At 63.4% G+C, this 20,337-nt stretch carries 20 protein-coding genes; 2 read left to right on the forward strand and 18 right to left on the reverse strand.

Annotated features, from left to right (window positions below; genetic code table 11):
* Positions 1-14: 14 nt before the first annotated feature.
* The 7 genes from hflX to dusB form a co-directional block, all read right to left on the reverse strand.
* Positions 15-1,367, reverse strand: a complete 1,353-nt coding sequence (hflX, locus tag ASD80_RS06390; RefSeq protein ID WP_056230607.1) for a GTPase HflX — start codon at positions 1,365-1,367, stop codon at positions 15-17.
* A gap of 74 nt (positions 1,368-1,441) precedes the next feature.
* Positions 1,442-1,693: an RNA chaperone Hfq gene (gene hfq, locus ASD80_RS06395; RefSeq protein ID WP_056230518.1), complete on the reverse strand. Its 252-nt coding sequence runs from the start codon at positions 1,691-1,693 to the stop codon at positions 1,442-1,444.
* Between the two features lie 172 nt (positions 1,694-1,865).
* Positions 1,866-3,248, reverse strand: coding sequence for a sigma-54-dependent transcriptional regulator (locus ASD80_RS06400; RefSeq protein WP_056230520.1), 1,383 nt, complete (start codon positions 3,246-3,248; stop codon positions 1,866-1,868).
* Positions 3,248-5,584, reverse strand: coding sequence for a sensor histidine kinase NtrY-like (locus tag ASD80_RS06405; protein WP_162247326.1), 2,337 nt, complete (start codon positions 5,582-5,584; stop codon positions 3,248-3,250). The genes ASD80_RS06400 and ASD80_RS06405 overlap by 1 nt, the downstream gene beginning before the upstream one ends.
* A gap of 309 nt (positions 5,585-5,893) precedes the next feature.
* On the reverse strand, positions 5,894-7,342 hold the full coding sequence (ntrC, locus tag ASD80_RS06410) for a nitrogen regulation protein NR(I) (protein ID WP_056230523.1): 1,449 nt from the start codon (positions 7,340-7,342) through the stop codon (positions 5,894-5,896).
* On the reverse strand, positions 7,339-8,478 hold the full coding sequence (locus ASD80_RS06415) for a two-component system sensor histidine kinase NtrB (protein ID WP_056230525.1): 1,140 nt from the start codon (positions 8,476-8,478) through the stop codon (positions 7,339-7,341). Before ASD80_RS06415 ends, ntrC begins: the two co-directional genes overlap by 4 nt.
* Positions 8,475-9,476 (reverse strand): tRNA dihydrouridine synthase DusB, encoded by a 1,002-nt coding sequence (gene dusB / locus ASD80_RS06420; protein WP_082555106.1) that lies wholly within the window; start codon positions 9,474-9,476, stop codon positions 8,475-8,477. The genes ASD80_RS06415 and dusB overlap by 4 nt, the downstream gene beginning before the upstream one ends.
* A gap of 179 nt (positions 9,477-9,655) precedes the next feature.
* Here dusB and ASD80_RS06425 point away from each other — a divergent pair, with 179 nt between their 5' ends.
* Both ASD80_RS06425 and ASD80_RS06430 read left to right on the forward strand, forming a co-directional pair.
* Positions 9,656-10,846, forward strand: a complete 1,191-nt coding sequence (locus ASD80_RS06425) for a bifunctional 2-C-methyl-D-erythritol 4-phosphate cytidylyltransferase/2-C-methyl-D-erythritol 2,4-cyclodiphosphate synthase (RefSeq protein WP_056230526.1) — start codon at positions 9,656-9,658, stop codon at positions 10,844-10,846.
* A complete protein-coding gene (locus ASD80_RS06430) occupies positions 10,846-11,355 on the forward strand; it encodes a CinA family protein (RefSeq protein ID WP_056230528.1) in 510 nt (169 codons plus the stop codon). The genes ASD80_RS06425 and ASD80_RS06430 overlap by 1 nt, the downstream gene beginning before the upstream one ends.
* Before the next feature lie 6 nt (positions 11,356-11,361).
* Here the strand turns inward: ASD80_RS06430 and ASD80_RS06435 are convergent, their stop codons facing one another.
* The 11 genes from ASD80_RS06435 to ASD80_RS06485 all read right to left on the reverse strand — a co-directional run bounded on the left by ASD80_RS06435 (position 11,362) and on the right by ASD80_RS06485 (position 20,337).
* On the reverse strand, positions 11,362-11,727 hold the full coding sequence (locus tag ASD80_RS06435; protein ID WP_056230530.1) for a VOC family protein: 366 nt from the start codon (positions 11,725-11,727) through the stop codon (positions 11,362-11,364).
* 38 nt (positions 11,728-11,765) lie between these two features.
* The gene (locus tag ASD80_RS06440; RefSeq protein ID WP_056230533.1) at positions 11,766-12,209 is read right to left on the reverse strand and encodes a type II toxin-antitoxin system RatA family toxin; all 444 of its coding nucleotides are present in this window, start codon (positions 12,207-12,209) and stop codon (positions 11,766-11,768) included.
* Entirely contained in the window at positions 12,209-13,162 is a 954-nt protein-coding gene (gene lipA / locus ASD80_RS06445) for a lipoyl synthase (RefSeq protein WP_056230535.1), read from the reverse strand. Before lipA ends, ASD80_RS06440 begins: the two co-directional genes overlap by 1 nt.
* A gap of 13 nt (positions 13,163-13,175) precedes the next feature.
* Entirely contained in the window at positions 13,176-13,433 is a 258-nt protein-coding gene (locus tag ASD80_RS06450; protein WP_056230536.1) for a GlsB/YeaQ/YmgE family stress response membrane protein, read from the reverse strand.
* A 109-nt stretch (positions 13,434-13,542) separates the two neighbouring features.
* Positions 13,543-13,800: a GlsB/YeaQ/YmgE family stress response membrane protein gene (locus ASD80_RS06455; RefSeq protein WP_056230538.1), complete on the reverse strand. Its 258-nt coding sequence runs from the start codon at positions 13,798-13,800 to the stop codon at positions 13,543-13,545.
* Entirely contained in the window at positions 13,797-14,837 is a 1,041-nt protein-coding gene (locus ASD80_RS06460) for a Gfo/Idh/MocA family protein (protein ID WP_056230540.1), read from the reverse strand. The genes ASD80_RS06455 and ASD80_RS06460 overlap by 4 nt, the downstream gene beginning before the upstream one ends.
* A 162-nt stretch (positions 14,838-14,999) precedes the next feature.
* Positions 15,000-16,439 (reverse strand): dihydrolipoyl dehydrogenase, encoded by a 1,440-nt coding sequence (lpdA, locus tag ASD80_RS06465; protein ID WP_056230543.1) that lies wholly within the window; start codon positions 16,437-16,439, stop codon positions 15,000-15,002.
* A gap of 27 nt (positions 16,440-16,466) precedes the next feature.
* On the reverse strand, positions 16,467-17,117 hold the full coding sequence (locus tag ASD80_RS06470) for an SGNH/GDSL hydrolase family protein (RefSeq protein ID WP_056230545.1): 651 nt from the start codon (positions 17,115-17,117) through the stop codon (positions 16,467-16,469).
* A gap of 13 nt (positions 17,118-17,130) precedes the next feature.
* Entirely contained in the window at positions 17,131-18,537 is a 1,407-nt protein-coding gene (locus tag ASD80_RS06475; RefSeq protein WP_056230547.1) for a pyruvate dehydrogenase complex dihydrolipoamide acetyltransferase, read from the reverse strand.
* Positions 18,538-18,548: 11 nt separating this feature from the next.
* Positions 18,549-19,937 (reverse strand): pyruvate dehydrogenase complex E1 component subunit beta, encoded by a 1,389-nt coding sequence (locus ASD80_RS06480; RefSeq protein WP_056230549.1) that lies wholly within the window; start codon positions 19,935-19,937, stop codon positions 18,549-18,551.
* Position 19,938: 1 nt separating this feature from the next.
* Positions 19,939-20,337 (reverse strand): hypothetical protein, encoded by a 399-nt coding sequence (locus tag ASD80_RS06485; RefSeq protein WP_056230553.1) that lies wholly within the window; start codon positions 20,335-20,337, stop codon positions 19,939-19,941.

Here is a 20,337-nt window from a genome sequence, read left to right on the forward strand (position 1 = left end):
ACGCCATGGCAGTTTCAGGCGTCCGAGCTCTCGATCCGGCCATTGAACCGTTCGAGGAACGCCGTCTTGTGCCGCGGCTCGACCCGCACCACGAAACCCGACCCCTTTTCGGTCGGCTCGTCGCGCGACACGATTTCGGTATGCGAATGCAGCCAGCCGATGTCCGATCCCGCCGTATGCGGCACATGAACATGATAGGTCCGGCTCTTTTCGGCCAGCGCCTTTTCGATGGCCAGCTTGAGCGCGTCGAGCCCCTGCCCCGTCATCGCCGATGCCGGCACGACGGCGGCCACCTTGCCGGCCGGAACGATGCCCACCAATGCGTCTTCGCTGACCAGATCGACCTTGTTCCACACTTCGATGATCGGTGTCGTCTCGGGTAAAACCCCGAGATCGGCCAGCACCGACAGCACATCATGTGCCTGAGCCACGTGGTCTGGGTTGGCAATGTCGCGGGCATGCAGGATCACGTCTGCGTCGAGCACTTCCTCGAGCGTGGCGCGAAACGCCGCCACCAGGTCCGTCGGCAGGTCGGCGACAAAGCCCACCGTATCGCTGAGCATCACTTCACGGCCATGCGGCAAAGCCAGCTTGCGGACGGTCGTGTCGAGCGTCGCGAACAGCAGATCCCTGGCGAACACCCCTGCCCCGGTCAAGGCATTGAACAGGCTTGATTTCCCCGCATTGGTATAGCCGACCAGCGCCACGATGGGCGTGCCGTCGCGCTGCTGACGCTGCTGCGCACGGGTCTTCTTGACTTTTTCCAGTCGATCTTCCAGCAACACGATGCGGTCGGTGATCTGGCGACGATCGCTTTCGATCTGGGTTTCGCCGGGGCCACCCATGAAGCCGGTGCCGCCGCTGCCGCGCTGGCGCTCCAGGTGGGTCCAAGAGCGGACCAGGCGCCCCTTCTGGTAGTTGAGATGGGCGAGTTCGACCTGCAGCACGCCTTCGCGTGTCGCCGCGCGTTCGCCGAAGATTTCGAGGATCAGCGCCGTGCGGTCGAGCACCTTGGCCCCAGTCTCGGTTTCGAGGTTTCGCTGCTGGATGGCTGTAAGCGCCGCGTCGACCAGCAGCAGGTCGATCTTCTCGGCCTTTACCCGTGCCGCAAGGGCTTCGGTATGGCCGCCACCGATAAAGGTGGCCGGCTTGATCTCGCGAACCCTGAACACCTCGGAAAAGACGATGTCGAGGCGAATGGCTCCGGCCAGCCCCTCGAATTCGGCCTGGCGGGCCTCGATCGAATGGCGGGACAGTTGGTTGCGCACATCGGGCACGACCAGTCCGGCACGTGTCGGCTGCGCACGCTGGTCGATAAACGCCTGCGGGCCGCCTCTCTGGGCGGCCTCGTCGTCAAATTCGGTCATTGCGGCCTTCTGGAGCGTTTCCAGCAAAGTGGAAACGGTTTTGCGGTTCGGAAACGCGACCAAACAAAGCGCGTTTAGTCGCTGTCGTGGTTCTGCTCGGGATCGAACAACTGGATCGGCGCGCCCGGCATGATGGTCGAGATCGCGTGCTTGTAGACCAGTTGCGACTGCGCATCGCGGCGCAGCAGCAGGCAGAAATTGTCGAACCAGGTGATTACGCCCTGCAATTTCACGCCGTTTACCAGAAAGATCGTGACCGGTACTTTCTGCTTGCGAACGTGATTGAGGAAGGAATCCTGGAGATTTTGTTGTTTTTCGTTCGCCATAGAGGCCTCTTTTCGCGGCATTGCTTGTCGCTGTCGTCGTTGCAACTACCTGCCAGTCCGGCGTTGGAACTGCCGCCCAGTTCCCACCGGCATGAATTCAAACACTATGGCACAGATCATTTTTGATGCCTACCGCGCCAATTGCATGGCACGCCAGAATTTTCGGGGATTTTCAAAGTCCGAGTGACTTGATCTTGCGGTGCAGGGCGCTGCGTTCCATGCCGACAAACTCGGCGGTCTTGGAAATGTTGCCGCCAAAGCGCTCGATCTGGGCCAGCAGATACTGCCGTTCGAACACCTCGCGGGCGTCGCGCAGCGGCAGGCTCATCAGATGCGCCGAGGCGTCGGTGTCTCCCACCGTGGGCAGCACTTCGCCGATGTCGGATGGCAGCATGGCGGCGGTGATGACGCCATCCTCGGGCTGCTGGTCCTTCATCAGGATCAGCAGGCGCTCGATGGAGTTGCGCAACTGCCGGGCATTGCCCGGCCATTCCTGGGCCTGCAGCACGGCAATGGCATCGTCGCCAACCGTCATGCGCTGCAGATTGTGCATGCGGCAAACCTGCTCGATGAACACCGCGACCAGCGGCGGTACGTCCTCGCGCCGTTCCTTGAGCGGCGTCAGCGGCAGCGGCACGATGGACAGCCGGTGGAACAGGTCCGAGCGCAGTTCGCCCGCCTCGACCTGTGCCGCCACATTCTGCGAGCTCGACGAAATGATGCGCACATCGATCGGCACCGCCTGCGTGCCGCCGACTCGATTGAAGCGATTTTCCACCAGCGTTCGCAGCAAGGCCGCCTGCGTAGCCGCCGGCAGGGTCGTCACTTCGGAGAGGTAGAGCGTGCCGCCATGGGCCTTTTCCAGCGCCCCGACCTCGACCTTGAGAATGCCCGTTTTCTCTCGCGCCTCGCGACCGAACAGCACCACCGGCACTTCCTCGGGCGCATAGAGCGAAGCGTTGATTTCGACGAAGGGCGACTCTGCCCGCGGGCTGCGCTGGTGGATCATCCGGGCGACGAGGCCCTTCCCCGCCCCGGACGGGCCGGAAATGAAGATGCGCGAATTGGTCGGCGCCGACTTCTCGATAATGCCGCGCACCTGCTGCAGCGAAGGCGAGGTGCCGACCATGTCGGCGCTCTTGGTAGCCGAGCGTTCCTTGAGTTCGGCCACTTCGTTGCGCAGGCGCGTCGCCTCCATCGCCCGTTGGGTGATGTGCAGCAGCCGGTCGATCTTGAACGGCTTCTCGATATAGTCGTAGGCGCCACGGCGGATGGCCGAAACGGCAGTTTCCACATTGCCGTGGCCCGAAATCATCACCACCGGCATGTCCGGATGCTGGCTCTGGAACACGTCGAGCAGTTGCAGTCCGTCGAGCCGCGAACCCTGCATCCAGATATCGAGGAAGACCAGGCTCGGCCGACGCCGCGCGATTTCGTTGAGGCCGCTATCGGCATCATGGGCCTGCCGGGTTTCGAAACCCTCGTCCTCGAGGATGCCCGCGATCAGGTCGCGGATGTCGTCTTCGTCGTCAATGATGAGAATATCGAGTGCCATTACTTATGAACTACCGCTGAAATAAGCGGTTCCTCCTGTTGGGCGGATGCGGGTTCCGAGTGGCTCGAACCGTCCGCCGCTGAAGACTTGGTGGGGGATTGCAAGGGGAGCGTGAAGGTCACGCAGGCGCCGACGCGACCGGTGGGGTCGGGCTCGGCGTCGATCAGTTCGACGATGCCGCCATGTTGCTCGATGATCTTGGCGACGATGGCGAGGCCCAGGCCGGTGCCCTTTTCCCGCGTCGTCATATAGGGCTCCAGCAGGCGCTGGCGGTTGTCCTTCGGCCAGCCCTTGCCATTGTCCGACACGGCAACGCGGGCATGGTTGCCCTCGAGCTGCGCCTCGACGGTTATGGTTGGTCTCCACTCGGAAGACATATCGATGGATTCAAAGGCTTCCACCGCGTTCTTGATCAGGTTGGTAAGCGACTGCGCGATCAGCCGGCTATCGAACCAGGCGTGGATGGCCGCTTCGGGCAGGATCGTGTTGATGGTGATTTCGGGCAGCCGCACGCTTTCGAGGAACACGGCCTGCCGCACCGTGTCGCTGAGGTCGGCGACCTCGGGCGCCGCCTCGGGCATGCGGGCGAAGGCGGAAAATTCGTCCACCATGCGCCCGATGTCGCCCACCTGGCGGACAATGGTATTGATGCATTTGTCGAACACGTCGCGATCGTCCTCCAGCCTTGTGCCATAGCGACGGCGCAGCCGTTCGGCCGAAAGCTGGATGGGGGTCAGCGGGTTCTTTATCTCGTGGGCGATGCGGCGCGCCACGTCGGCCCAGGCGCTGGTGCGCTGGGCGGATTCGAGGTCGGTGATATCGTCGAAGGTCAGCACGTAGCCCTTGGATTCGGTGATCGAGCCTTCGCGGGTCAGTTGCACCTGATAAGTGCGCCGATCGGTTTCGTTGCCGAGCTGGATTTGGTCGCGCACCTGGCCGCGCCGGGCCGAGCGGGTGCGTTCCAGCGTCGGTGCCAGCAGCGGCATCACCTCCTCTATGGGTTCACCCATCAGGTCGATTTCGTCGCGGTCGAGCATTTCGCAGGCGCGGGCATTGACCAGCGTCACCGCGCCGAACGGGTCGAGCCCGATAATGCCGGCCGACACGCCTTCCACCACCGCCTCGGTGAATTGTCGCCGCTTTTCGTTCATCTCGCTGGCCGTCAGCAACGCCTCGCGCTGGCTCTTGAGCTGTTCGGTCATGCGGTTGAAGCCATTGCTGAGGTCGCGCAGGTCGCCCCTGCCCTCCTGCACCGGCACCTGCACGTCGAGGTCGCCATTGCTGACGCGGTTGGAGGCGATCATCAGGTTGCGGATCGGGTCGACGAAGCGGTTGGCCAGCGCAATGCCGATCCACAGGGCGGCCAGCAGCAGCACCACGGCCAGGCCCACATACATGATGGTGAAGGTGATCTGGAACACCAGCCGGTTGGACGCATATTCGCGGTATTCGGTGACGTTCTCGTCGGTGAGCTGCATATATTCGAGCACCTCGGCCTCCACCGGGCGAGCTACGAACAGATACGTATCGTCGTAGCCGCGTAGCTTGATGACCGAGCCCACGAGGTTGATCCGCCCCGGAGCAATGGCCGCCGGTATGCCTTCCACCAGCCCTTCGGTGATGCCCTCGGGCAATTGCGGATAGGCGCCCTGCACCGCGATCTGCGCCCGCATCAGCGTCTCGCCCTGCGCATTGACCAGCGACGTGAACGGCAGCGACCGTGTCACGGCCAAAGCCGTCAGGATGCGCTGGAAGCGATCCCCGTCCTCATCGAAGGTCGCGTGTGCCTGTTCCAGTTCCTCTGCCACCCAGATGACGTCGTCGCGCAGCACCTGCGCATGTTCGAGCAAATAGGATCGCGCAACCAGCCGGGAGCTTTCCACCATGGCCCTGGTACGCTCGGAGAACCATTGGTCCAACCCCTGATTGAGGGCGATGGTCGCCACCACGGCCACGATGAACGCGGGAATGGCGGCGACCAGCGCGAACATGGTCACCATGCGGATCTGCAGGCCGGCGCCGGCCTGCCGCTGCATGCGGGCCTGGAACAGCAGCACCGCCTCGGTCACCACCAGCGCGATGACCAGCAGCACGAGGACGCCGGTGACGATCCAGATCACCGTCCAGACCGTGGTGGATGGCTCGATATTGGTCGTTCCCGATAGAATCAGGAACGAGATCGAGGACATCAGCACCGAGGCGAAAACCACGACGAAGCCCAGGATGCGCAGGGATCGGTTGTTGCGTGCCGATGCAAATGGCGACCTGGCCGGCTTGGCCATGTCGCCGGCGACACCCTGCGGGGCCCCCTCATTTGTCGCCGCTACATCACTCATAAATGCCCGAAAGCACTCCATCTCCGCCGCAGGAAGGCAGAGTCTGACCCAATTCGGCCGACCCTTCAAGATAATTGTTGCTAAAATGTGACACTGACGACCGGCGCGCCTACTGCGCGTCAAATCGCTCCAGTGGAGCGATTTGAGGTCGTCAGGCCCGAAGCGCTACGCGCGCAGGGCCCGGACACGCCAAGAATCCAATCCAGTCGGCCGCCCGTTCCTGTGGAGCGTTTTCCGCGATTGAGGTCCGAAGAGCTAAGCTCGCAGGGCCCGACGTGCCGCAAACGCGGCTCCTCTTCTCCAAGGAACCTAGCCGTTTCGCCGGCTGTGCTTGACGATCTCGATGCTGTGCGTGCGGATTTTCTTGCGCAGCGTATTGCGGTTGAGCCCGAGCAGGTCCGCCGCCTTGATCTGATTGCCGCCGCAGGCATTGAGCGCCATGGCGATCAGCGGCGCTTCCACCCGGTCGATGACCCGTTGATAAAGCCCCGCCGGCGGCAGGTTGGGCTCATATTCGCGCAGCAACTGCCCGACATGGGTTTCCACCGCGACCGATACATCCATCGGGCCGGCCGCCCCCTGCGCTGCCGGGCGTTCGGCAATGTTGAGTTCGTTCTGCACGATCTCGGCCGAGATCGATTCGTCGGCATAGAGGGCCGACAGGCGCCGCACCAGGTTTTCCAGTTCGCGGACATTGCCGGGCCAGGAATAGTTCTGCATCAGCTTGATGGCTTCGGGCGAGATCGACTTGATCGGGTCGCCCTCGCGTTGCGCCGCATTGAGGAAATGCACGGCCAGGTCGCCCACGTCGTCGACGCGCTCGCGCAAAGGTGGCAAGCGGATCGGAACCACGTTGAGGCGATAGTAGAGATCCTCGCGGAACAGGCCCTGGCGGATCATCTGGCTCAGGTCGCGATGCGTGGCAGCGACGATGCGCACATTGGTCTTGATCGAGGAGCGGCCGCCGACCATCGTGTACTCGCCCTCCTGCAGCACACGCAGGAGGCGCGTCTGGGCATCCATCGGCATGTCGCCGATTTCGTCGAGGAACAGCGTGCCGCCCTCGGCCTGCTCGAAGCGGCCCGACGAGCGCGTATTGGCGCCGGTGAAAGCGCCCTTCTCGTGGCCGAACAGTTCGGCCTCGATCAGGTCGCGCGGGATGGCGGCCATGTTGATGGCCACGAACGGCCCGTTGCGGCGCTTGCCGAAGTCGTGCAGCGCCCGCGCCACCAGTTCCTTGCCAGTGCCGCTTTCGCCGGTGATCATCACCGTGAGATCCGTCTGCATCAGCCGCGCCAAGGCGCGGTAGATGTCCTGCATGGCGGTGGAGCGGCCCACCAACGGCATGGTTTCGCCGGGTTCCTCGGCGCGGCGGTCCGCCGTGGTCGGCTTCTTGGCATCGGCCAACGCCCGCGCCACCACCGACAGCACCTCGGTAATGTCAAACGGCTTGGGCAGATATTCATAGGCGCCCACTTCCGAAGCGCGGATAGCGGTCATGAAGGTGTTCTGCGCACTCATCACGATCATCGGCAGGTCGGGCCGCAGCTTCTTGATCTTGGGCATCACCTCGAAGGCATTGCCGTCAGGCATGGCGACGTCGGTGATGAGGATGTCACCCTCACCCCGGCTGACCCAGTTCCACATGGTGGAAATATTGCCCGTGGGGCGAACCTCATAGCCGGCTCGGGTCAGCGCCTGGTTGAGCACCATGCGGATGGCTGCGTCGTCATCGGCGAGCAGGACGACATGGCTCATTGCGCCGCTTCCTCTTTGGTGATGGCCTGGAATGCCCCGCTGGCAACGGGAAGGAGAATCCTGAACCTGGTGCGGCCCGGCCGGCTGTCGCAATCGATGACGCCGCCATGGTCGCCGACGATCTTGGCCACCAGCGCCAGCCCGAGGCCGGAGCCGTTGGTCTTGGTGGTGACGAAGGGATCGAACAGGAAGGGCAGAATATCGGGCGGCACGCCAGGACCGTTATCCTCGATGACGATTTCGAGCGGCAGGGAAATGCGCTCGGAAACGCCGGTCACCGCGATGCGGATGCCGGGACGGAAGGCGGTGGAGAACTTAATCTCCGGTTTCTGTGTTCGCTCAATGGCTTCTGAGGCATTCTTCACTAGATTGAGGAATACCTGGATCAACTGGTCCCGGTTGCCGAAAACCGGCGGCAAGGATGGATCGTACTCTTCGGAGAAGGCGATGCCGCGTGCCACGCCATTGCGCGCCAGCAGCTTCACTCGATCCAGCACGACATGGATATTAATCGGCTCGCGCTCCATCGGGCGCTCGTCGCCGAAGACTTCCACCCGGTCGATCAGATGCACGATGCGGTCGGTTTCCTCGCGGATCAGCCGCGCCAGCGGGATTTCGTCGCTGCTGACCGTCTGTTCCAGCAATTGCGCCGCGCCGCGAATGCCTGAAAGCGGGTTCTTGATCTCATGCGCCAGCATCGAGGCGAGGCCGGTCACCGAGCGCGCCGCGCCGCGCGACACCATCTGGCGGTCGATCTTGTCGGCCATGGTGCGCTCCTGGATCAGCAGCGCCACTCGGCCGTCGCTGTCCGATAGCGGGCTGGCAAACACATCGGCGATACGCTCGTCGCCAAAGCGCGACGAGCCGATACGCACGCGATATTCGGTCATCGGTGCCCGCCGTGCCGCCACCGTTTCCACCAGCCCGATAATGGGCGAGCCGAAGGCGATGAGGTCATCCAGCCGCTGCCGCGTCAGCACGCTCAGCGAAGCCCCGAAAAACGCCTCGGCGGCATAGTTGACGAAAGTGATCTCGCGATCCTCACCACAGACGATGATCGGCTGCGGCAGCGCCTGCAGCACGGCGGTCGATGGAACGGGGCCGGCAGCAGGCGCCGGAGCCTCGATGGCGCTCATGCGGCAACCCTCTGCTCACTGGAAAAGATGGCAGCGATCTGCCGCAGCACATCGGCCGGCACATCATTGTTGAGAAAGGCATTGCGGGCCGGCTTGTCGAGCACGACGCCCGCTGCCTCGGTGTACCAGTCGAGATGCTTGCGCGCCGCCCGCAGGCCAACCGCTATGCCATACTCGACCAGCATGTCCTCGTAATGCTCGGCCACCAGCGCGACCAGTTCATCGCCCTGCGGTGCCGCAGGGCCCGCCTGCCCCGCCAGCCCTGCCCCGATCTGCGCCACAGCCCATGGCCGCCCCTGCGCGCCACGACCGAGCATCACGGCCGCAGCCCCGGACTGTTGCAGCGCCTCGCGCGCCGATGCCAGGTCGACAATATCGCCATTGACCACGACGGGCACGTCCACGGCTTCCGCGACGGCCCGCACCAGTTCCCAGCGCGCAGAACCCTTGTAGAATTGCTGCCGCGTGCGGCCATGTACCGTGATCATCTGCACGCCGGCATCGACGGCCCGCCGCGCCATCTCAGGCGCGTTGAGACTGTCATCGTCCCAGCCCAGCCGCATCTTGACCGTTACCGGCAGCGGCGTCGCGCTCACCACGGCATCGATCAGCGTCATGGCATGGTCCGGCACGCGCATCAGTGCCGAGCCGGCATAGCCGTTGGTCACCCGCTTGGAGGGGCAGCCGAAATTGATGTCGATGATGTCGGCGCCCGCATCCTGGGCGATTTTCGCCCCGCGCGTCATCCATTCGGCCTCGCAGCCGGCCAGTTGTACCATATGCGGCAGGCTGCCGGGCTTGCCCAGCTTGCGCGCCATGTCCTGGTTGCCCACGGCTAGCGCATTGCTGGCAATCATCTCCGACACCACCATGCCGGCGCCGAAGCGCTCGGCGAGCTTGCGGAACGGGCGATCGGTAATTCCGGCCATCGGCGCCAGAAAAGCATTGTTGCGAACCGTATGGTTCCCGATGCTCAACTTGCAGGCAACCTCAGACACGAACTGCCCCAGAAATGGTCATTTTAAAAAGAATGCCTGCACAATAATCAAAATGACCGGCAGCGCAACACCTTATATGGCGCCTGCGGCGGTGCGGCAGCCCTGCACTTGCCGCATGCCATGACGGGCGCTAGACCATTGATATGTGACGGTTTCAAGTCCAGGTTGCCCGGTTTTCAATGCGTCAGAAGTCAATAGCCGTCATCGTTGTCGCCGCCGGCAAAGGTGAACGCGCCAGCGCCGATGGTTCCGCCGACCCCAAGCAGTATCGCCGGGTCGCCGGCTCCCCCATATTGGCGCGCACGGTCCGCGTCTTTCTCGATCTGCCCTACGTCACCAGCGTCCTCGCCGTAGTCCATGCCGATCACGCCGACCGCTACGCCGCGCTGGACCTGGCCGACACCCGGTTGCTGCCGCCGGTAGTTGGCGGCGCCTCGCGGCAGGCATCGGTGCTGGAAGGGCTCAAGGCCCTGGCGCCGCATCGGCCTGACCTGGTGCTCATCCAGGATGCCGCTCGGCCTTTTGCGACGCGGCAGGTGGTCCGTGATGTCTTGGCAGCACTCGATCAATATGAGGGTGCCTTGCCCGTCTTGCCGGTCACGGACACCATCAAGCGCTCGCTCGACGGAAGGCAGGTCGCCACCACCGAGGATCGAGGTCAGCTTTTCGCGGCACAGACCCCGCAGGGCTTCCGCTTCGACCAGATATTTTCCGCCCATATGCGCGCCTCGACCATCCGCCGCCAGTTCACCGACGATGCCGAAATCGCCGAATGGGCGGGCCTGCGCGTCGCCATGGTCATGGGCGACCGCGACAATATCAAGATTACTCATCCCGAAGACTTCGCCCAGGCGGAGCGCATCCTGTCTGGAGAAACCATCGTGGAAACCCGCATCGGCTCAGGCTTTGATTTCCATCAGTTCGAGCCTGGCGATGCCGTGTGGCTGGGCGGGGTGCGCATTCCGCATCACGCCAGGCTCAAGGGCCATTCCGACGCCGACGTGGCGCTGCATGCCTTGACTGACGCCATTCTCGGCGCCATCGGCGAAGGCGATATCGGTGTGCATTTCCCGCCCTCCGATATGCAGTGGCGCGGCGCTGCCTCCACCATCTTCCTCAAGCATGCCGGGGACCTCGTGGCCAAAGCCGGCGGTCGTATCGTCAATCTCGACGTGACAATCGTTTGTGAAGCGCCGAAGATCGCCAGTCATGTTCCGGCGATGCAGCGTGTCATCGGCGAAACACTGGGCATCGCGCCGACACGGATCGCCGTCAAGGCGACGACAAGCGAGAAGCTCGGATTCATCGGGCGGGAGGAAGGCATGGTGGCCATGGCCAGTGCAAGCGTAGAAATGCCGAGGGTCGATTGATGGCAGTTAAAAAGCCGGACGCCACCTTCGATCCAGGCAAGCGGATCATCGATCTGCTCACCGAGAAGAAGCAGACCATTGTCACTGCCGAAAGCTGCACCGGCGGCATGGTCGCCTCGGCGCTGACCGATATTCCGGGCGCTTCCGCCGCCCTCTATGGCGGCTATGTCACCTATGCCAATACCGCCAAGTCGCGCATGATCCATGTGCAGGCGCGGCTGATCCGCGACTATGGCGCGGTCAGCAACCAGGTGGCCCGCGCCATGGCCGACGGCGCCCGCAATACCGCGCGCGCCGACTATGCCGTCTCGGTCACCGGCATTGCCGGCCCGGATGGCGGCAGCGAAAAAAAGCCGGTCGGGTTGGTTTACGTGGCGGTGTCGTCGGAGCTGGCCACCGTTGTCATCGAACACCGCTTCGGCGACCTGGGCCGCGACGGCATCCGCAAGGCCAGCGTCCAGGCCGCACTGGACCTGGTGCTGCAGGTGCTGACCAGCGACAAGGACTAATCCGCCTCAGGCACCGACCAGCACGAACACGTTGCCATCAGGCGCTTCCATCACCGCGACATGGCCGGACTCCGTGGCAAACGGCTCCCGTATCCAGGTCACGCCCGCATAGCCCCGGAGTTCGGCAAAGGTCGCCCTTACGTCGTCGACCGCCAGTTCGACTTCGGGGAAATCGATATCCGCATTGTCGCTCAGCACCAGCTCGGAACTGGCCACATCGGGAAATTTCAGGCCGATCAGCGTCCAGATGCCGCCGTCAGGTCGCGGCCGCTCGATGATCCAGCCGCGCGTCAGTCCCAATGACAGGTAAAAGGCTTCCGACGCGGCAATATCCTTCGTCGGCATGCAGACACATTCGATTTTGCGGATCATGGATCACCCCGATTGAGTCCCCGAACAAATCGGGAACATCAGTCACCATAGCGGCGATCGGCCTCGTCTGCAAATGCCTGCATGATTTCGTCCTGCTTCGCCGCGAAAGCCGGCTCGGCCACCGCGGCGATGAAGGGATTGGAAATCTTGAAGTCGATCTCGAACCGAACCCGCGTTCCCATGCCCTCGGGCTCGAAGCTCCAGACGCTGTCGAGATAGGCGAAGGGGCCATCCACCGCCTTGGCCGTGATGGTCAGCGCCTGATGGTCCAGCGTCACCCGGCTGGTATAGGCCTGCGTGATCGGCCCGAAGAACAGCGTCATCTTCGCCAGCCGCACGTCCGCTTCCCCGGAAGCGGGATCCTTGCGAATGTCCATCGCCTTGCAGTTGGGAATGAAGCGCGGATAGTCGTTCAGGTCGGCGACGATCTCGAACATGCGCTGGGGCAGGTGCGGCACATGCCGCTCGAAAAAACGCTTCATCAATGCCCCAGCCGTGCCATCCGCGCCGCCTTCAGCCGTGCAAAGTCCTCGCCGGCATGATGCGACGAGCGGGTCAGCGGGCTGGACGACACCAGCCCGAAGCCTTTGGCCGCGGCCACCGTGGCGTAGGACTTGAACTCGTCCGGCGTGACGAAGCGGATCAGCGGCGTGTGCTTCTTGGTCGGCTGCAGATACTGCCCGATGGTCAGGAAATCCACATCGGCCGATCGCAGGTCATCCATGAGCTGCAGCACTTCGTTCCGCTCCTCGCCCAGCCCCACCATGATGCCCGACTTGGTGAACATGGTCGGGTCGAGTTCCTTGACCTTCTGCAGCAGGCGGATCGAGTGGAAATAGCGCGCGCCCGGCCGCACCTTCAAATATTTCGACGGCACCGTTTCCAGATTGTGGTTGAACACGTCGGGCTTGGCCGCCACCACGATTTCCAGCGCGCCTTCCTTGCGCAGGAAGTCCGGCGTCAGGATTTCGATCGTGGTCCGGGGATTACGGGCGCGGATCGCCAGGATCACGTCGGCGAAATGCTGCGCTCCACCATCGGCCAGGTCGTCGCGGTCCACCGAGGTAATGACCACATGCTCCAGCCCGAGCTTTTCCACTGCCTTGGCGACATTCTCGGGCTCATTGGGATCGAGCGGCCCCGGCAGGCCGGTGCGCACATTGCAGAAGGCGCAGGCGCGGGTGCAGATCTCGCCCATGATCATCATGGTCGCGTGCTTCTTGGACCAGCATTCCCCGATATTGGGGCAGCCGGCTTCCTCGCAGACCGTCACGAGATTGTTCTCGCGCACTATTCTCTGGGTTTCCTTGTAGACCGGGGAGCCCGGCGCCTTGACGCGAATCCAGTCGGGCTTGCGCAGCACCACGCTGTCGGGCCGGTTGGCCTTTTCCGGGTGGCGGGGTTTCAGCGCCGAATTGTCGATCAGAGTGACCATGAGGTCTCCGCTTCTAGGCGATCAGTCTTGCGATGATCACCACGATGATGGCGCCAACCGTCGAGGTCACGATCTGGCGCACCAGATCGTTGCGGATGCCCAGATCGATCCGCAGCGCCGTGAACAGATACCCTCCCACAAACGAACCGATCACCCCGCTGATAAGGTAAGTGATCAGCCCGCCGCCTCCGACGATAAGGCTGGCGAGAAAGCCCGCCACAATGCCGATGCCGAGAAACACCAGGATTGCGCGATTGTTGTTGCCACCCATGGTGAAGCCTCCGCCCGCACTTTGCCGTTCCGGTAATGCCATTCTTCGTGCCCTCTCAAACGCTCGACGGGATATTGCGTCTCCCAGAGCGCCCTTCAAGCCCCAGCTCTTATCGCGCGATCACCCTGGCGACAGCAATCACCACGATTGCCCCGATGGTGGCCGTGATAACCTGGCTGACCAGCGCATTGCCGATGGGCAGCGAGATATTGGCCGCCGACAACAGCCAGCCACCCACGAATGCGCCGATAACGCCGACGATCAGATTGCGCAGCAGCCCGCCGCCACCCAGCACCAGCCCGGCCAGCCACCCGGCAACCAGTCCAATCCCCAGAAAGATCAGCAGTTCAGTCGTTCCGACACTCATTGCAACACCTCCGCGATTTCGACCCATTCGCCATGGCGCGAGGCCGACAGAATCGTTGCCTGCACCAGCGCCAGCGAATGCAGGTTATCCTCACCCGAGCTGAAACGGGCCGGAATCGCACCGGTCTCGATCACCTTGGCGATCGAAGCCAGCGTGCCGGTCCGGTCAGCAAACTCGATCCCTTCGAGCGGAAAGGCCACCGCCTCCCCGTCGCGCTCGCGCAGGCTGAGCTTGTCCGGCCCGGCCTTGCCCATGAAATGGTCGCGCGAGCTCCAGATGATCTCGCCTTCCGAGCAATCCATGGTCCATTCGCCCGACCACGGCGTCACCGGGCCGGAACTCATCCAGCTGCCGCGATAGGAGACGATCGTGCCCTTCTCGAATTCCAGCGTCGCCACCCCGATCGGGTGGTGCCCGAACGGGCTGGCCGCCGGATTCCAGGTGCGGCACGACACCCGCTTGGGATTGTCGTTCAGCACCATGCGCATCAGGTCGAAATGGTGGATCGACATGTCGGCCAGCAGCGGATCGGGCATGTCCCAATACCGATAGCCCTGGCTCGGCGCATGGCGGCGGAAGTCGATGGAGACCAGGTTCACCGGCCCGAATTTCTGCGCCCCGATCAGCTCGGCCGCCGCGATGGGCGCCGGCTGGAAGCGATAGTTCTGGCTGACCATCAGCACGCGGTCGTTGGCCTTGGCCAGGTCCACCAGTTCCTTGGCCTGCGCTATGGTCGAGGCAAAGGGCTTTTCCACGATGACGTTGAAGCCCAGTTCCAGGCAGCGCTTGACCACCGGATAGTGCGCTTCTGTGCGCAGCGTGCAGATGGCAAGGTCCGCCTCGACGCCCTGCGCAGCCTCTTCCAGACTCAAAAAGCAGCGCTTCTCCTCGATGCCGAGTTCATCCTGCACCCGCTTGATGGCCTCGGGACTGCTGTCCACATAGCCCACCATGTGGATGTTGGGAACTTTGGGGATAACTTCCTTGGTCCAGCTGAATCCCCAGTGTCCGAGTCCGACTTGGATCGCCTTGACCATGTGGATAACTCCTTTTCTTGTTCCCCTCCCCCTTTAGGGAGGGGGTAGGGGTGGGGTGTCGCGCTCTCCGCAAGCTCGGTGTTTGCGAAACCTCCGACACCCCCACCCTAGCCCTCCCCTCAAAGGGGGGGGACCGCTCCGCGCCTGCGGAGCAAACCCCAATCAGATATTCAGCGCCCGCCCATAAGCATCCAGCACGCTTTCCTTCATCGTCTCGCTCAGCGTCGGATGCGGGAAAATGGTGTGGATCAGCTCTTCCTCGGTGGTTTCGAGGTTCATGGCGATGACGAAGCCCTGGATCAGTTCGGTGACTTCGGCGCCCACCATGTGCGCCCCCAGCAGCTCCCCGGTCTTTGCATCGAAGATGGTCTTGACCAGTCCATCCGGCTCGCCCAGCGCGATCGCCTTGCCGTTGCCGACAAACGGGAACCGCCCGACCTTGATCTCGCGCCCGGCTTCCTTGGCCTTGGCTTCGGTCAGGCCGACGCTGGCCACCTGCGGTTCGCAATAGGTGCAGCCGGGCACCTTGGTCTTGTCGAGCCCATGCACCTTCATGCCCGCGATCTTCTCGACGGTGATGACGGCCTCATGCTCGGCCTTGTGCGCCAGCATCGGGGGGCCGGCGACGTCGCCGATGGCCCAGATGCCGTCCACGCTGGTCTTGCCGTAGCCATCGATGACGATAGCCCCGCGCTCGGTTTTCACCCCGACCGTTTCCAGCCCTAGATTTTCGATATTGCACTGCACGCCGACCGCCGAGATCAGTTTCTCGCCGGAGATCTGCTGCTTGCTCCCGTCTTTCAGCAGGACATGCGCAAGAATTCCGGAGGCATTCTTGTCGACTTTCTCGACCTTGGCGTCCGTCAATATCTTGATGCCACGCTTCTCCAGCCGCTTGCGCGCCAGCCCGGCAATCTCGGCATCTTCCACCGGCATGATCTGCGGCAGCAGTTCGATGATGGTCACCTCGGCGCCCATCGAGCGGTAGAACGAGGCAAACTCCACCCCGATGGCGCCCGACCCCATCACCACCAGCGATTTGGGCATGGCAGCCGGTTTCATCGCCTCGAAATAGGTCCAGATCTTGTCGCCATCCGGCTCGATGCCCGGCAGTACGCGCGGCCGCGCGCCGGTGGCGATGATAATGTTCTTGGCCTTGTAGGTCCCCTCGCCCAGCGCATTCTTCGGAGGTGGCACCTGCGGCTGCTGAATGGCCTTCTTGGTCGGCGCGACCTTGACCTCACCCGGCTTTGATATGACCGCCTCGCCCCAGATGATGTCGACCTTGTTCTTCTTCATGAGGAACTGGACGCCATTGTTCATCTGCGCGGCAATGGCGCGCGAGCGCTTCACCACCCCGTCGATATCCACGCTGAACTTCTCAACGGTCAGGCCATAGTCCTTGGCATGGCCCATATGGCCGTAGATTTCGGCCGAGCGGAGCAGTGCCTTGGTCGGAATGCAGCCCCAGTTGGAGCAGATGCCCGCCATATGCTCGCGCTCGATAATGCCCACCTTCATGCCAAGCTGCGCACCCCTGATAGCCGCAACATAGCCGCCGGGGCCGGCGCCGATGACGAGAAGATCATATTGGTCAGCCATTTGGGCCTCCAGAAAGTCGATTGGCTCTCAGAGCGAGAGCATGGATTTGACGACCGGCACGAGCCCCTCGCCGATCGCGCGTGTATTGGCCGCGTCGAGATGGATGCCGTCGCGCGGGTCAGGTTGCGCGACCGTCGAGGCATCGAAGAAGCCGGTATTCCATTCCTGCGCCCGGCGCGCATAGTGCTGCGCCAGTTCGCCCGCCTGTAGCAAAGCGTGATCCAGACCGCCAAAATGCCCCATCATGTCCGAATTTTCGGTGGCACAGACCAGCGGCGGCGCCACCAGCAGGACTTCCGGCACCGGCTCGTTGAGCATGGTGAAATGCCCGCGCACGATCTGCACCAGCCGGCGCATGCCATAGGACGCGGTCAGCGCATTGCCGTTGACGGCAGGCTTGAGGTCATTGGTGCCCAGCATGATGATAACCAGGTCGAGCGGCGCGTGGCTGGCCAGCAGCGTCGGCAGGATGCGGGCGCCGTTGCGGTCGGCATCGGCGGTCCAGTCGTCGAAGGCAGTCGTGCGACCGCCCAGCCCCTCGGCAATCACCCGCACCTTGCCGCCCAGCCCCTGCTCGAGCACAGTCGGCCAGCGGTCCTCATAGGCATGCCGCGGCCCGCCGGGCTGCGGATTGGAACCAAAGGTCAGGCTGTCGCCATAGGCCAGGATGGTTTTCATGGCGCGATGACTCCTAAGCCAGCATCATGACCGGGTTTTCGATGAGGCCCTTGAACACGCCGAGCACTTCCGCACCCAATGCACCATCGACGGCGCGGTGATCGCAGCTGAGCGTGCAGCTCATGAACTGGCCGATCTTGATCTCGCCCTTGTCGGCATAGACGCGTTCTTCGCCCACGCCCACCGCCAGGATCGTGCCATGCGGCGGGTTGATGACGGCGCCGAATTCCTTGATGCCGAACATGCCCAGGTTGGACACCGACGAGGCCCCGCCCTGATATTCGTGCGGCGCCAGCTTCTTGCCGCGCGCCCGCGTTGCCAGGTCCTTCACCTCTTCGGAGATTTCCCGCAGCGTCTTGGTATCGCAGCTCTTGACCACCGGGGTAAACAGCCCGCCGGGCACCGCCACGGCAACCGCCACGTCCGAACGCTTGTGATAGAGGATGGAGTCGACCGCCCAGGTCGCATTGGCCAGCGGCACGCGCTGCAACGCCACCGCCCAGGCTTTCATCACGAAATCATTGACCGAAAGCTTGTAGCCCGGCTTACCGTCCTTGCCCTTGGGAGCCTGAGCATTGATCTGCTCGCGCGCCGCCAGCAGCGCATCGATCTTGCAGTCCACCGTCAGGTAGAAATGCGGCACCGTCTGCTTGCTCTCGGTCAGCCGCGCCGCGACAACCTTGCGCATGCCATCATTCGGCACCAGCTCGTAGCTGCCCTCGGAATAGAGCGCCAGCACCTGCGCCTTGGTCATGCCGCTGGCCGGAGCAGCGGGCGCAGCGGCCGGGGCAGACGCCGCCGCCTTGAGCGGGGTCTTGCCCGACTTGGCCGCTTCCACGTCCGACTTCACCACGCGCCCCTTGGGGCCCGAACCGGAAATGGCCGAAACATCGATCCCGGCCTCCTTCGCCAGGCGTCGGGCCAATGGCGAAGCGAACACCTTGCCGCCTTCGGATTTGGAAGGTGCGCTGGCGCCTGCATTGCTGTTGGCAACTTTGGACTGAGCCGCTGCCATGTCCTGGGTGAACCGCTGTTCGAAATTGGCGCGATCGATGCTTGGATTCGCCTGCGTGGCAGTATTCTCGCGCGTTGTCGCGCCGGCATCGGCCTTGGGCGGTTCCGCCTTTGCAGCGGGTGCCGGAGCGGCCTTGGGCGCCGCCACTGCATCGGCGCTTTCGCCTTCCTGCAGCAGCACGGCGATGACGGCATTGACCTTCACATTGTCAGTGCCCTCGGCGACCATGATCTTGCCGATCTTGCCCTCGTCCACGGCCTCGACTTCCATCGTGGCCTTGTCGGTCTCGATCTCGGCAATCACGTCACCGGAGGAGACACTGTCGCCTTCCTTGACATGCCATTTGGCAAGCTTGCCCTCTTCCATCGTCGGAGAGAGCGCCGGCATGGTGATATCGATTGGCATCCCGGTTCTCCTTACGAGCGGTAGGTCACGGCGTTGACCGCCGCGATCACTTCATCGACGTTCGGCAGCGCCAGCTTTTCAAGGTTGGCGGCATAGGGCATGGGCACGTCCTTGCCGGTGACGCGCATGACAGGAGCATCGAGATAGTCGAAGGCCTGTTCCATGACGCGAGCCGAGATTTCGGCGCCGATACCGCCCTGCGGCCAGCCCTCTTCCACCGTTACCAGCCGCCCGGTCTTCTTGACCGATTCGATCACCGTGTCGCTGTCGAGCGGCCGCAGGGTGCGCAGGTCGATCAGTTCCACATCGACCCCGGCCGCCACCAGCTTCTCGGTGGCCTGCGTCGCATAGCGCATGCCCATCGAGAAGGAGACGATAGTGACGTCCGCCCCCTTGCGGGCAATGCGGGCCTTGCCGATCGGCAGCAGGAAGTCGTCGACCTTGGGCACCAGGCCCGTCGAGCCGTAGAGAATTTCGTTTTCGAGGAACACCACCGGGTTCGGCGAGCGGATGGCCGCTTTCAGCAGTCCCTTGGCGTCGGCCGCGCTATAGGGCGCGATGACCGTCAGGCCCGGCACATGGCTGTACCAGGCCGAATAGTCCTGGCTGTGCTGGGCGCCGACGCGGGCGGCCGCGCCGTTGGGGCCACGGAACACCATCGGCGCCTTCACCTGCCCGCCCGACATATAAAGCTGCTTGGCGGCCGAATTGATGATCTGGTCGATGGCCTGCATGGCAAAGTTCCAGGTCATGAATTCGACGATCGGCTTGAGCCCCGCAAAGGCCGCGCCCACTGCGAGGCCGGCAAAGCCATGCTCGGTGATCGGCGTATCGATAATGCGTTCGGGCCCGAATTCCTGCAGCAGGTTCTGGGTGATCTTGTAGGCGCCCTGGTATTCGGCCACCTCCTCGCCCATGACGAACACATCCTTGTCGCGGCGCAATTCCTCGGCCATGGCCTCGTTCAGCGCCTGGCGAACCGTCATTTCGACCATTTCCACGCCTTCGGGCAGGTCCGGGTCGCTTTGGGCCTCGAACTTCGGTGCGGCGGGCACGGCAGCGGCCGACGGCGTAGCCTCTGCGGCCTTTTCGGCAGTTACCACAGGAGCCTCGGCCGGTTCCGGCGCCGTCTTGGCGGCCGGCGCGGCCGCGGCCGTTTCACCCTCAGCCAGCACCAGCGCGATAGGCGTATTGACCTTCACGCCTTCCGTGCCTTCCTCGACCAGCAATTCCTTGACCACGCCCTCATCGACCGACTCGACTTCCATCGTCGCCTTGTCGGTCTCGATCTCGGCCAGCACATCGCCGGATTTGACACTGTCGCCGACCTTGACCAGCCACTTGCTCAGCTTGCCCTCTTCCATGGTGGGCGACAGCGCGGGCATCAGGATTTGGGGCATATCAGCTCTCCAGCATTTCTTGGGCGCCGGGCATGGTGGCCACGCGGCGAAGGTCGGTATTGAAGGCAAATTCGGCGGGAATGACGCGCGGGTCGTTGATGAGTTCAGCCGCAGCGCTGGCCGGAGCCGGCGCCTGGTTGATCGTCCATCCGCTCAGGATCAGCCCCAGCAGCAGGAAGATGACGAAGGCGACGACGGCGCGCTTGTAGATATTGAGCTTCTGCGCCGCCGCCGGACCGGCCTTCTGCTCGAGCTGGCGGAATTTCCACCAGCCCAGCGGCATGAAGCCGGCAAGGTTTTCGCCGGCAGGCGCCACGCGGACGATGGCAACGGCCTGCATGACCGCCACGATCCCGCACAGGACCGCAAAAAGCACGATGACACCGAGCAGGATGCTCAT

It is taken from the genome of Devosia sp. Root635 (assembly GCF_001427605.1).
Taxonomy (GTDB): Bacteria; Pseudomonadota; Alphaproteobacteria; order Rhizobiales; family Devosiaceae; genus Devosia.